Source organism: Pseudoalteromonas carrageenovora IAM 12662, assembly GCF_900239935.1.
In the GTDB taxonomy this organism is placed as follows: Bacteria; Pseudomonadota; Gammaproteobacteria; order Enterobacterales; family Alteromonadaceae; genus Pseudoalteromonas; species Pseudoalteromonas carrageenovora.
Genome location: NZ_LT965928.1, coordinates 1,880,781 through 1,893,876 on the forward strand (window position 1 = coordinate 1,880,781; position 13,096 = coordinate 1,893,876).

A 13,096-nucleotide genomic window follows, 5' to 3' on the forward strand; every position below is an offset into this window, starting at 1 on the left:
ATGATAAGCGCTCGTAATCTAGGTCTTAATGTAATGCTCCCCTTATGCCTGCTTTTTGTGAGCTTTTATGCTAAATCTACAGAGTTTGTTGTAGTGGTAAATAAAAGCAACGCAATTAACGCATTATCAAAACGGGAAATAATTGATATTTACATGGGTAGGTATTTAACTTTTCCTGATGGTGAAACGTCAAAGCCACTCGATTTGCCCGCCCAATCAGCATTAAAAAACGATTTTTACTTAAAACTGGTCAATAAAGACGAGCAAAAAATAAATGCGTATTGGGCCAGGTTGTTATTTTCTGGCCGTGCAAAGCCCCCTACACCTTCCGCATCCGTTGAAGATGCAATAAATAAAATTGCAGCATCACAATTTGCTATTGGCTACATTCCGCTATCGCAAGTTACAGATGCAGTAAAAGTGGTATACACATTTGATTAAAATTATTAGCCAAAAGCTCTACATACGCGTTGCTATAGCAATTGCGTTAGTTGCTATTGTTGTATCTTTAGTATCGTCAATGCTGTCGTATTATTCAGGCTTTAAAGAAAAGAAAAACACCAACTACTTACTCGTACAACAGTTAGCGCAAACAATGGGAAAAACAGCCGCCATAGCTGCTTATTTAAACGATAAAGAGTTAAGCCAAGAAATAATTAATGGCTTGCTAAGTAACGATTTAGTGCAAGGCGCAAGCCTAGAAGGAGAAGCAAACGCAAAAGGCGAAATGGAGCTATTTATTGCAAATGGCACTATTAACAAACAAAAAGAAGCCGTGTTAGTTAAGCTAGTTCATCCTTTTTTAGATGACACTTTTATAGGTGTTTTATCAATATACCCCGACGATAATTTTATACAGCAACAGGCACAGGCTGCACTTAAAAAAGAATTTATTTTAATGCTAATACAATCTATCGTTATCGCATTTTTTGTATCGCTTGTAGTGCAGCGTTGGCTTACTCAACCTATTCAAAACCTTACCGACAGCTTTGCTAAAATTAACCCATCAGAACCAGAAACCCTTAATATGCTAACCTTTAAGCGAGGTAAGCGAGACGAAATAAGCCGTTTAACGCACGGTATAAATGCTCTAATGCACGAATTGCATTTAACTATTAGCAACGAACAAACACTTCGTAAAAAAACCCAAGAACTAGAAGCCAAATTTAGACTTATTTTTGAGCAAGCCAGCGCTGGTATTTGTTTACTCGATAGCAAAAATAGTATCACCACCTTTAACCCCGCTTTTAAACATTACTTTACCGTACCCGGTGAAAAAGAGTTATCAACCCTGCACTTCCCTGAATTATTAAACAACGTTGATGAATTACAAAGCCTACTGGAAGAAATTCGCTTTGCTCATAACCCACCACAAACTACGTTAGATGTAGAGTGTAAAGTTGGTTATAAAACGATCTGGTTTCATTGTTTATTTGTTAGATTAACAGACCAAAGAGATACCAACCGAGGCCCACAACAAGAGCAACTAGTAGAAGTAATTTTACACGATGTAACCGAGCGCGCAGAACGCGAACTTCAAACCCGCTTTGAAGCCGATCACGATCCGCTAACCGGCCTATTAAACCGCCGCGCCGGTGAAAAACGCCTTCAAAAAGCGCTACGCGAATGCATAAAAAATAATAAGCACTTGGTACTTATGATGATCGATTTAGACAAATTTAAACCTATTAACGACACCTATGGTCACGAAGCTGGTGACAAAGTGCTCATAGAAACAGCGCACAGATTTAAAACCCTATTTCATGAAAAAAACGACATGTGTATTCGTCTAGGCGGTGACGAATTTATTATTGCAAGACAGGTAAACACCTACAACAAAGCAGCAACCCTTGAGCAAGCAACCACCTTACTAAATGAGCTACAACAACAAGTTAGTATTTCAAACACTAAAACATGCGCAGTGGGTGCAAGCATAGGTATTGCAATAGCCCCTACTGATGGCACTGAACTTCATGAATTAATGCACAACGGTGATAAAACCCTTTATCACGTAAAAGAAACAGGCCGAGGAAAAGTCGCCTTTTACGACGATATAAAAAATTAGATGGTGAATACTATAACGTTTTCACGGCTTTCAAATAGTCTTTATTATAAAAATACGCCGCTAAACCAAATTTACATCCAAACCTTTAAAGTACATTGAACAATTAAGTTTTCAATTGATAGAATGCCAACCTACTTTTCTACCAAGAGATACAATGGCAAATTTCAATACTCATCTTAATACTGCAGTCATCATCACAGGTTTAGGCTCGGCCACTTTATTATCTGCAGGCCATACTGATTTAAACGGCGCACTCTGGCTATGGTTTTTAGGCTCAATTGGCGGCTTATTACCCGATATAGATTCAGATAACTCAACATCACTCGACACTATTTTTAACTTATTTGCATTGAGCGCTGTATTACTGGTGCTGCATTACATAACCACCGAGCTTATTATTACAATTAGTTTTATTGAGTTAATAGTAGTGCCGTTATTTGTGTACGGATTTATGAAATACATTATTAGGCCCATTTTTGAATGGATCACAGTACACAGAGGCAGTTGCCACTCTTTACTATTTTTACTGTTATGCGCGCTGTTAACAACGCAAGTAACGTGGCAACTTAACGAGCAAACAACTACACAAGCAGCCACCTTTGCCTGGTTAACGGGAGGGTTTATTTTACTCGGCGGGTTAATCCATTTATTGCTCGATGAACTTTACAGTGTAGATTTAAATAATGTCACCATTAAACGCTCCTTTGGCACCGCGTTAAAAATAGCTGACTTCGACAATAAATTAATTACCTTGGCATCGGTTATTGCCATTACAGGTTTATTCTATGTAGCCCCGCCTACAGAGCAAACTATTACCGCATTAAGTGATTGGTCTCATTTTAAGCTTTTATCATAACAAGGTATGTAATTAAGCCATTAAAATTATAAGCTGTTGATTTAGCTAGCGTAAATTACTTGAATAAAAGCAATTTTGCTAATTTAAATTTCATAAAAAACCAAAATCTGAGTCTAATTGTAATTAATTATTATTTTTATTGGTTTTAGTGAAATTTTTAAATCGCTTTACCTGTCTTATAGCTGCAAGTGAAAGCGCTATTTATATAAAAGTTTCAACTGGTTGATGTATTAAAGGCTACTGCATCTTTTTAAAGCGTTAAATATAAAATTATAAGAGGTCCATAATGGAATTTACACATAAACGCACCACCCTAATTACAGCATTGTTATTATTGGTATTAGCTATATCACAGGGTATTTATTCAGCCCTTTACAGTGCTGAAATTAGTTTTTCAAGACAGGTAGCTTGGGGGCTAGAAGCATTAGTATTTACTTTGCTCGTTGCCTTTGCGGGTGCGTCTATGGTGCAGGCAAAAAACGCCCAACTAGGTTGGTCGGCTATCGCGTTTAGCGCAGCACTTAACATAGTACAAGTGAGCATTGGCCTTACGTTGTTTTCTACATTTGGTAAAGTTGCAGGCACAGTAGAAGGCGCACAACCTTTAATTGGTGGCGTGGTTTCGTTGTCTTTCATGATTTACTACGCAGCTAAATTATTATTAGGATTAGCAGCTGTTGTTTTTGGCCTGTCTTACTTAGCTAAAGGTGGCAAAGCCATTGGCGGCCTTACAGCCTTAGCAGGCGCAGTTGCAATGCTTGCCAATGGTATTTTAATCACCTTTGGCCGTGATGGATTCCTTCCATCAGCTGTTGCTGGTGCATCAGGCATGATTGCAACGTTACTTTTAGCAATATGTTTAATTAGCCTTAACCGTAAAGCGGACTAAGGTTTAATGCCTTTTTAGTAAGGCAGTTACTTAAATAAGTAATAAACATCGGCGTGTATTAGAGTGCTAATTCGCCGATGTTTTACGTTTAGAGTGATGAAATTTAAAGAGACAGCCACCTTAAATAGTTATAGTTAGTTCACAAAGAGGCTATGAGGCGCTTCGCTTTTAGAGGTTATAAATAGCTCATATCAAAAACCTTTTAACCGATTTATGTTTTGATGTATTAAGTCAAGATTTTAACCTATTCGCCCTAAATACAAAAAGGCAAAAAGAAAGACCTGACCCCATTTACCTTTGCTAAGTAACTTTGCTAAGCGGCAATAAAATAGCTGGCTAGAATTAACGAGGAACGAGCAAAAGCCAGCTGATTTTTGTCCGTTTAAGCAACTTGTTAGTTTTCGTTTATACACAGAAGAATCTTTCATCTTCATCGAGTGTAAGAATTATGCTTTCAGATAACTCTTCATAAAGATCTCCTGATATTTTATCTGAGAGCATTGATAGTACTTGTTGACCAGGAAGTTTATTTGCTTCTTTGAATATATCTTCAATTTGCTTCTTATCTATATCTTCAATACTGTCATGAAACACAAACCTTGGGCGCTTTAAATTTAACTCATTTGCCGCATATATATATGAAAAATCAAAAGCTATAACTTCTGCTTTCTTTTTTCCACCCTCTGGATTTGTTACGGAGTTCAAAAGCTCGATAGAACAGGAACCGTTATCTTTGTTAAAATTTAAATCAATTTGATATTCATCGTCATGTAAACTTTGTGTTAGATTTTTTAAATACACATTGAATTTTTTCTCAAAAAGATAAACGTTATCAATTTCTTTTGAAATCAATTCTAGAACTTTTTGTAATTGATTTTTTGCTTCGGTCAAATCTGAACTTGCTTTTGATTGCTGTTCAATTAACCCTTCTAATTTTCCAAGTTCTACCTTAATTTCACCAAGCTTCTTTATTTTTGTCGTTATACTATCCAAACTTTCCTTTGATCTCATCTCAGAGAAAATTTGTAGCTTCTCTTTATTTAATGAATTAATTTCGGCTTGAAGCCCGTCAGACTCTTCTAACAACCTTGGCACATCAACAGAAAGAAAATGTTTCTTTTTCTCCACAAGGTTTTTATGGAACAAAATTACATCTTCTAATTCACGTAAAGCCCCATCAATAGCAACACCAGAAAAACTATATATTGCCCTAAGTTGGTTAATTAAATACCCACCTTTGTCTTTAGACAATAGCTCTACAGTATGATTAATATTATCAATCTTTCGTTGTGTAGAAAGGAGCTCTTCAGTGTATCTGTCTTCATTTTTTTGTATAGCAGAAAGGCTTTCTATTGGGTTGAAGTGCTTTGATGATTTCTCAAATATTAAAAGGTTATTCTCTAGCTCTTTCGCATCAGCTTTGAGTTTTTTTATTTCAATTGCAGGCTTCTGCTCTTTAACCATTGCATTAATAGACGTAGAGTTTCTCTTGCGCCGACTGACTAAATTTGTAGCATCCCTTTTTTCTGTAAGGAGGGTCGTATTATTGAAACCAAACAAGTACAAAAACAGCTCGCTATAATCTTTTGCACCCGAACGTTTATCAAGAAATTTGGTTGTACTTAACATACGGTGGCTATCATTTCTAATAAACTTAGGAGCTAAAGAACGAACTGAAGGCCTTTTAGTAGATATATTAAATATATTTTTTTGAATAAAGCTCTCATACTCTTTTTCTTCAATAGAGTTTCCATTAACCCAAAACTCTGAATTAGAATCTTTACCTATGCATAAGCTACGTGAAATTTGATTTATTTCATTTGAATAATCAAAAAAGCTTAACGAAGCAATTACCGAATTGTTTTTAAATAATGCCTCTATCTCTAGGTTTGGTTTTTTGAACTCTTCATCAATATAAATATTATCTATACTACCAAGCATAAGAAAGTCTACCACCCTTGAAAGGGTTGACTTACCTACACTATTACCTGTACGACCTGAATCTGGTTTATTGGTTATAAGATTTAAGCCAGAATGAAAATTCACAATTCTTTTAACTTCGCCATTAATTTGTATTTCAAGGCTATGTAGCATCATTTATAATTACCTCTTCTCCATTAAAATCAATAGCCTTAATTGAGAACAACCAATCTAATGACAATATTATATGGTCAACAGACACTTTTAATTCAAACGCACAATCAATCATGAGCTCATCCAAAGAAGTACTTCCTTTGACTATTTTTTCTAAAATTTTTGCTCCAATACTCACGACGTTAATCTCGGGATCACAACCTCTTCTAGGAATCATGGGTAGGATTCTCCATAATTATGCACTCAATAAAAGCATGAGCGACAACAACATTAACACCTAGCTCAATATGCTCCTTATAAGAAGGTGTATTTTTGGATTCGAAAACTGTGTTTTTTAACTTTTGAATTATAAAATCCAGAATGTACTCGGAGTTTTCTCTAATTTTGATTATGTCTACTTCACAAGTTAGATATTCAACTTCAATCGAATCCAAAGCTAAGTAATATAAATCATTAAGGTTTTGTAGAATGGTATCTTTTCCAAAAGCTATCAAAGAGTCTATGTCCGCATATGCTTCTTCCACTTTCGATGAATGGTCTAAGTATTGCTTTATAATATGGCTTTTAGACTTTAGATTATTGTGCTTAATTTTTACGACTGTCTCAGACGATGGTCGCCTTTTAGTTTTTTTGAAAGAAAATGGCTGATTAGCCAAAGACTTTAATAACTCATTAATGGCTGAACTAATTTCATATTCAGGTGAATCACCAATTATTATATTGCCAGCATTTCTCTCTACGTTAATAGTTTTAGATGGGGTGTTTTCTTCGTTTGCAATGGTCAATGTGTCGTCCTACATATCTATTTTCATGCCGCCAGAATTATTCTTTGTATAAACATTCTTCTGACCATGCTGATTAACGCTGTCTTTGCTGTTATCCGTATTATTTGTTATTTGTTGTATTTTTATCTTTAATTCTTTGTTTTTCTTACTAGAAAATATTGCATAGATCGTGCTTCCCACTGAACATAGCCAAGCTAAGCTAACGCCTATATCTGATTTTACAAATTCAATTAAATGTTCCATTTTATTCCTTGTAGATGAATCCTGAGATTGATAAGAAAACTAACGCCGAGTTAAGCGGACTAAAACTGTGAGTTAAAATGTGTAGCGAAGCGAAACGTAACCCACTGTTTTAGTTACGTTTAAACGCCTTGTTAAATGTTTTTTTCAACTTTACAGTCAACTCCTAAGAATGACATTCTTAATGACCATCGTTTTTGATAATCGATCCATTCGGGGTCTATAGAATAGTAACTATTAGACTCAACTGACACTTCACTTGTATTCAGTAATAAATGCAAAGTTTCTTGATCAGAAAAATTACATTTCTCTCGGAACAGGTAATCAAGAAATGCCATGACAGATCGTAAGACAATGAATGGATCATCTCCTTTCCATTCATCTATTGAGAATGGAATTTTTAATAGTTTAGTGTCACCAAAGTCTGCTTCTCTCATTGACTCATTCACATTAACCCATTCGGTTTTTTTTGCTTTCGGGTGAACCATGGAATTTCTAATACTTTGTAATTCCATTATAAGTTGGACTTCTTGGCGTCCCTTTTCTGTAGATGAGCCATTATGCGACCATAAAAAATAATCAATTTTACTAAGAGGGTTAAATTTATCAATTTCTTTAAAAATAGACTTTGGAAGGTTTAACTTTTCTATAAGGCAATTAGCAATTACTTCGGGAATAATAGATAAATTTAGGATAGCCGTTCTCGCATAGCGACCCTCTTTATAATGATCATCTAAGGAGTTATGAGCCAGTTCAGTAAAAAATAGAGCATCACGAAATATTGTTTCAAACTTACGATCTACTAGGTATTTTTCATTATTCATAAATTGGGACTATTCCACTTGAAAACATTTAACAGTTTATTGCTCCCCACTTTGGGGAGTTATAACGCCCCAAAACGGGTATATTACTTTGTTCGATAATTACACCAAACAACCCCTTTATAATCAGACAATTGCCATTCAGTAGCCTTTGTTATTTAACCCTATAACCCATTTTAATAATGTTATGGGACAAATTGCGTTCCACTGTATTTTTATACAGAACACGCTAAAACCTATCTAAAATTTAACTTTTAACTAATCGATTTCTAAAATTACCACTCATTTTGAAACCTTGTATCCCTCTCACAGGGATCACCATCTCTATCGCCATCCATTTTTGTATTCGGGCAGTTATTTATGAAAAATACCGCCTCTGCACGTGAAGTCATTTGGCTACAGTGCTGCCTGCCATCGCAGGTAAAATTATGTGTGTTTTTTGGTATAACGATTTTTGGGTATTGCTCATCAAACGTAGCTAAATCGGCGTTGGTAATAACGGGGGTTTGGTTATTAAATTGCTCGCTACTTTGATAATGGTTGTATTTATTTAACGCGATAAAGCCAAGTACGGCGATAATGCTAATTGAGGCAACTTTGCCTAAAAAGCTGTCGGTAAAATTAGATTTAGCAACACGATGATGGTTTGATTTTTTAGGTGTTACTTTAAGTGCAGCTACGCCTTCAATTCGGCAGTTAACGGCTTTTGATTTACCATCGGGCTGTGTAGCGACTTCAAAATAAATGGTGTCGCCCACTTTAGGCTTGCGACTCATGTGTTTGAGCGCTGAAATGTGTATAAAGGTGTCGTGCGCTAGGGTGTCTGATTTAATAAAACCAAAGCCCTTTTCGTCATTCCACGCTTTTAACAATCCTTTGTTCATGTATTTACCTGTGCTGATTAAGCTGCGATTACGCAAATTCCATTTAAGTTAAGAGTCGTTAGTATACGTTCCTAAATTGCTACCACGCAACCAAATATTCATATTAGGTTAATTTAAATATTCTAATTAGTTGGCAAAACACTTAACCGTATAGGGAAAATATCGAGCTTTGATGTTTAAAAATAAGGAAAAAATAGCGTGTTTTATTTTATAAATTACGGCCATTTGTCCTTTATTCTACTACTGCTGACTTTTGCGAAGCGATTAGCTTAACAGCTTGTTTACACTCGGTTTTGTTATTAGTTATTTCTATCTGAATTAAGCGTTTTTAGTGTGATTTTTCATTCGTTATTTACTTAATTTATCTATACAATCCACACCTTATTTTTACGCACAGATTTCAAGTGATTATCGCATGCTACTAACCGTTGTTTATATTATTGGTATTACCGCAGAAGCCATGACCGGCGCACTTAGCGCTGGGCGAATGAAAATGGATTGGTTTGGCGTTGTATTGGTTGCTAGTGCAACAGCAATTGGTGGTGGCAGCGTGCGAGATATTTTACTTGGCAATTACCCACTTACCTGGGTACAACACCCAGAGTATTTATTAATTACTTGCATAGCAGGCATTGTCACAACCTGGCTTGCTAAATGGGTAGTTAAATTTAAGGGCATATTTATGCGCTTAGATGCGCTAGGGCTTGCGGCGTTTAGTATTATTGGCTGCCAAGTGGGGCTAAATATGGGCCTGCATTATGGTATTTGCGTAGTGGCTGCGGTTGTAACCGGTGTATTTGGTGGCTTACTGCGAGATTTAATATGTCGTCAAGCGCCGCTTGTATTACATAACGAGCTATACGCGAGTGTATCGTTACTTGTTGCCTGCTTATTCTTGGCACTGCACCATTACAATATAGATGACAACATCAGCATTATTGTAAGCCTTGTTGCAGGCTACTTAATACGTATGGCGTCAATACGCTTTAAATGGCGCCTACCTACCTTTAGTTTATTAGAGCAGCACGCTAAATAACTTAGGCTTTAATACAAATTAAGGCAGGTATTAAACCTGCCTTAATTAATATAAGTTCTAGCGCCTTACTTTATTGCTCGCTTACATCACTTAACGCGGTTTTTAATCCACTGTTATTTTGCTTAAGTACGCTAAAACTGCCATCGGTTTCTAGTACTACTGCGGCTACATCTTCTATGGCTAATATACCCGCACCACGAATGGCAGCGCGAATTTCTGATTTAGTTACCCGCTGCGATTTAAGTGCCGCCGTGCAGTATTCACCATTACTCAGCAATAGCGTAGGCTCTGCTTTTATAAGCGAAGCAAATTTAGATGAGCGCACACTTAGCCAAGTAATAAAATATTGCAGCCCTATTAACACAATAAACGCGAGCATGCCCTCAAGCAGCGCCACACTTTTTGTAATGATAACCGAGGCTAAAATAGAGCCCAGCGCAATGGTGACTATAAAGTCGAACACGTTCCATTTAGAAAGCGTACGCTTACCCGATACGCGTAGCCAAAACACCAGTGCGATATAACCCAGTACACCAATAATAAGTACGCGTATTAAGCCCTGCACATCATCAAAAAACATAGTTACTCCTTTATATTCATTATTTACTTACACTTTTTAATTTATTGCGTAACAGTAGTTGTTACGAGTGTGTGTAATACTTTGCTTATTTTTTTAGCAGCTGGGCAATTTGCTGCATTATGGCGCGTAGCTATATAAACAGGATCGTTGTAACTTAACCACACCTGCGATTGTGCGTCTTTCCATACAAGTGCTTTTAGCGGTAAATCGATACCTATTGTTTGAGCGCACTGCATTAAAGGTGTTCCGCCTTTTGGGTTTCCAAAAATAAGTACTTCTGTTGGGTTAAGCTCTTTATTTACTTTTTTAGCGCCTGCAGCATGGTCGATGCGTGCAAATATAGTAAGGTCTTTGCTTTTGGCTAGCTGTTCAAACTTATCCATTGTGGCTTTAGCGCTTAACGGGCTTTTTACAGATATTACTCCATCAGCAGCATTGGCATTTGAAATAACAAAGAGTATTGCGAGTCCAAAAATACTGTTTAGTGCTTTCATAGTGTCTCCGTTTAAATATATAAATACTGAGCGTTATTGCCCTTTTATTTTTGCAGTGTACATATTTACTAGGTAGTTAAATTTAATAAATATTTTGGCTGATGGTTATGTATTTCAATGTATAATAAATTTAAAGGGAGAAATACATGCACATTGGAATAATTGAAGATCATCAATTAGTACGCGACAGTTTTAAAAAACTATTAGAACTACAAGCCGACTGGGAAGTAATAATAGAAGCCTGCAATGTTGACCAAGCAATACTTGCCGTTGCACTTGAGCAACCCGATGTATTTATTGTAGATATATCACTTAATGAATCTCAAAATGGCCTTACTTTTTTAACCTACCTTAACGAAAATTTCCCTGAAATAAAAACAATTGTTGCCTCCATGCACGATTACGAACCTTATGTGAGTAATGCTCTACGGCTAGGCGCTCTTGGTTATGTGTCTAAACGCTCTGCGTCGGAAGAGCTAATTGATTCAGTTAAATCGGTTGCATTGGGTAAACGCTATATAAGTGAAGACGTAAATTTTGCATTAAACACACAAAGCTCAGCTTTAACTATTTTAACTAACCGAGAACTGGAAGCTTTGCCACTATTAGCAAAAGGGTTAAATGCTAAGCAAATAGCGCAACAATTAGAAATTATGCCTAAAACAGCGCACGTGCATAAGGCAAATATTTACAGCAAGCTTAATGTAACCACTTCGTTTGAGCTGTTAAAAATAGCCATTGATGCGGGAGTAATAAAGCTAGATGAACTTACCTAGTGTAACCCCCGCTTTTACCTTTTCTGCTATCGCAGGTATCAAAGAAATTACAAAGCACCTTTTACTAGGTGGAATATATTTTGTTGCCTGTATTGCTGCTTTTTGGGTTGGGGCTAATTTAGAAACCGTTCCTGAAAGTAGTGCTATATTTATTCCCGCAGGGATAAAAATAGCTTTTTATTTGCTTTCGCCAACACGCTATTGGGTTACTTTATGGTTATCGTCTCGTGCTTTGGCAGCGCACTTTGGGTATTTAGGTTCTGGTGTTTGGGAGTTTAATTTACTGCATGGCTTTTGGCAGGAGCTTTGTTTTTATGCGCTTGTGTATGTGTTTAAACACAGTCGTTGGCCGCCAAGCATTAATAATAGCTTAGGTATACTTTCGTTAATTTTGTTATGTGTAGCAAGCACTTCAATAAAGTGGTTTTTGTTTTCAAGTGCATTCGAATTTACAAACATTCAGGTTGCTAAAGAGCTATTGCAGTATCAGTTAAATATGTGCCTGGGCGATATAACTGGCTCGTTGCTTATTGCGCCGTTTATTATGCTGGTTTACTCTTTAAAGCTTCCGTTAAGGCGCCCTGCATTACTTAAAGTGACTAATTTAGCTTTAACATTAGCTATAGTTATATTTGTACTTATATTTGCATACTTACTTCGCCCCGATACCTACCCGTTACTTCGCCTTGCATCTTTATTACCTATTATTTGGTTTTCGTATCGGTTTGGTATTTTAGGCGCAATTACTAGCGCAACACTTATTAACGCTTTAATAATAGTTGAAGCAAGTATTACTCACGAACCTAGTAATACTTATATAAGCCAGCTATTTATTTTAGCCAATGCCATTACCAGTATGGTGTTAGGCGCGGCTATTACTGAGCTTAAACGTAAAAATGTAGAGTTAAAAAAAATTAACCGCGCACTCACTAAGCAGCTTGATCAAAACTCACGCCTTGCAGCTAAAATGGTTACCGTACAAGAAAACGAACGTAAACACCTTTCACAAGAGTTACACGATGAACTTGGCCAAAACTTAACAGCTTTAAAAACAGATTTAGCTATTTTGTCTCGTATTAGTAATGAAAAAACACAAACCTTTGTTACAACATTAAAAAATAATGCAAATGCCATGTATGACTCTGTTTATCAGTTAATGCATTATCTTCGCCCACGAGAGCTTGACGAGTTAGGGCTTAAAAAAGCAATGATTCAGGGACGCTTAAAAAGCTTACTTAATCAGGCTAATATAAGTTACGAAGTAAGTTTTACACTACAACAAGCGCTTTCTAAAGAGCATGAAATTGCTGTTTATAGAATTTGCCAAGAGGCAGTAACCAATTGCATTAAACATAGTAATGCTAACTCACTCACTATAACTATTAAATCGAGCGAGCATTTTATTGAGTTAGAAATTAGTGATAACGGCGATGGTGTAAAGTTAACCGATAACACCGGACACTATGGCTTAGCTTTTATGCAAGAGCGCTCTATTGCGTTAGGGGGTAGTTTTGAAGTTATTAATAATGGCGGTTTTACTATTAAAGTAAAACTGCCAATAAAAGCAGCTGACTAA

15 protein-coding genes are annotated in these 13,096 nt (G+C 36.3%); 7 read left to right on the forward strand and 8 right to left on the reverse strand.

Annotated features, from left to right (window positions below):
• From ALFOR1_RS08515 to ALFOR1_RS08530, 4 genes are all read left to right on the forward strand, one after another.
• Complete coding sequence (locus ALFOR1_RS08515) at positions 1 to 441, forward strand: type 2 periplasmic-binding domain-containing protein (RefSeq protein WP_058550077.1); 441 nt, start codon at positions 1 to 3, stop codon at positions 439 to 441.
• Entirely contained in the window at positions 434 to 2,065 is a 1,632-nt protein-coding gene (locus ALFOR1_RS08520) for a sensor domain-containing diguanylate cyclase (protein ID WP_104642690.1), read from the forward strand. Before ALFOR1_RS08515 ends, ALFOR1_RS08520 begins: the two co-directional genes overlap by 8 nt.
• A gap of 154 nt (positions 2,066 to 2,219) precedes the next feature.
• On the forward strand, positions 2,220 to 2,921 hold the full coding sequence (locus tag ALFOR1_RS08525; protein ID WP_104642691.1) for a metal-dependent hydrolase: 702 nt from the start codon (positions 2,220 to 2,222) through the stop codon (positions 2,919 to 2,921).
• Between the two features lie 286 nt (positions 2,922 to 3,207).
• Complete coding sequence (locus tag ALFOR1_RS08530; protein WP_104642692.1) at positions 3,208 to 3,810, forward strand: thiamine biosynthesis protein ThiC; 603 nt, start codon at positions 3,208 to 3,210, stop codon at positions 3,808 to 3,810.
• Between the two features lie 405 nt (positions 3,811 to 4,215).
• Here ALFOR1_RS08530 and ALFOR1_RS08535 read toward each other — a convergent pair whose 3' ends face one another.
• The 6 genes from ALFOR1_RS08535 to ALFOR1_RS08560 all read right to left on the reverse strand — a co-directional run bounded on the left by ALFOR1_RS08535 (position 4,216) and on the right by ALFOR1_RS08560 (position 8,634).
• A complete protein-coding gene (locus ALFOR1_RS08535) occupies positions 4,216 to 5,907 on the reverse strand; it encodes a DUF2326 domain-containing protein (protein ID WP_104642693.1) in 1,692 nt (563 codons plus the stop codon).
• Positions 5,894 to 6,121 carry an ABC-three component system middle component 6 gene (locus ALFOR1_RS08540; protein WP_104642694.1) on the reverse strand — a complete coding sequence of 76 codons (228 nt, stop codon included), beginning with the start codon at positions 6,119 to 6,121 and terminating at the stop codon, positions 5,894 to 5,896. The genes ALFOR1_RS08535 and ALFOR1_RS08540 overlap by 14 nt, the downstream gene beginning before the upstream one ends.
• Complete coding sequence (locus tag ALFOR1_RS08545; protein ID WP_104642695.1) at positions 6,111 to 6,689, reverse strand: ABC-three component system protein; 579 nt, start codon at positions 6,687 to 6,689, stop codon at positions 6,111 to 6,113. The genes ALFOR1_RS08540 and ALFOR1_RS08545 overlap by 11 nt, the downstream gene beginning before the upstream one ends.
• Before the next feature lie 9 nt (positions 6,690 to 6,698).
• Complete coding sequence (locus tag ALFOR1_RS08550; protein WP_104642696.1) at positions 6,699 to 6,932, reverse strand: hypothetical protein; 234 nt, start codon at positions 6,930 to 6,932, stop codon at positions 6,699 to 6,701.
• A gap of 131 nt (positions 6,933 to 7,063) precedes the next feature.
• A complete protein-coding gene (locus tag ALFOR1_RS08555) occupies positions 7,064 to 7,753 on the reverse strand; it encodes a hypothetical protein (RefSeq protein ID WP_104642697.1) in 690 nt (229 codons plus the stop codon).
• 272 nt (positions 7,754 to 8,025) lie between these two features.
• Positions 8,026 to 8,634, reverse strand: a complete 609-nt coding sequence (locus ALFOR1_RS08560; protein WP_104642698.1) for a cold shock domain-containing protein — start codon at positions 8,632 to 8,634, stop codon at positions 8,026 to 8,028.
• Positions 8,635 to 9,049: 415 nt separating this feature from the next.
• Between ALFOR1_RS08560 and ALFOR1_RS08565 the strand changes: the two genes are divergently transcribed.
• The gene (locus ALFOR1_RS08565) at positions 9,050 to 9,670 is read left to right on the forward strand and encodes a trimeric intracellular cation channel family protein (protein WP_058550084.1); all 621 of its coding nucleotides are present in this window, start codon (positions 9,050 to 9,052) and stop codon (positions 9,668 to 9,670) included.
• Positions 9,671 to 9,740: 70 nt separating this feature from the next.
• On the opposite strand, the gene ALFOR1_RS08570 is transcribed toward ALFOR1_RS08565, so the two are convergent.
• Together ALFOR1_RS08570 and ALFOR1_RS08575 are read right to left on the reverse strand one after the other, a co-directional pair.
• Positions 9,741 to 10,250 (reverse strand): DUF421 domain-containing protein, encoded by a 510-nt coding sequence (locus ALFOR1_RS08570; protein WP_104642699.1) that lies wholly within the window; start codon positions 10,248 to 10,250, stop codon positions 9,741 to 9,743.
• A gap of 41 nt (positions 10,251 to 10,291) precedes the next feature.
• Positions 10,292 to 10,744 (reverse strand): DUF302 domain-containing protein, encoded by a 453-nt coding sequence (locus ALFOR1_RS08575; RefSeq protein ID WP_104642700.1) that lies wholly within the window; start codon positions 10,742 to 10,744, stop codon positions 10,292 to 10,294.
• Positions 10,745 to 10,890: 146 nt separating this feature from the next.
• Between ALFOR1_RS08575 and ALFOR1_RS08580 the strand changes: the two genes are divergently transcribed.
• A complete protein-coding gene (locus tag ALFOR1_RS08580; protein WP_104642701.1) occupies positions 10,891 to 11,520 on the forward strand; it encodes a response regulator transcription factor in 630 nt (209 codons plus the stop codon).
• Positions 11,507 to 13,096, forward strand: a complete 1,590-nt coding sequence (locus ALFOR1_RS08585; protein WP_104642702.1) for an MASE1 domain-containing protein — start codon at positions 11,507 to 11,509, stop codon at positions 13,094 to 13,096. Before ALFOR1_RS08580 ends, ALFOR1_RS08585 begins: the two co-directional genes overlap by 14 nt.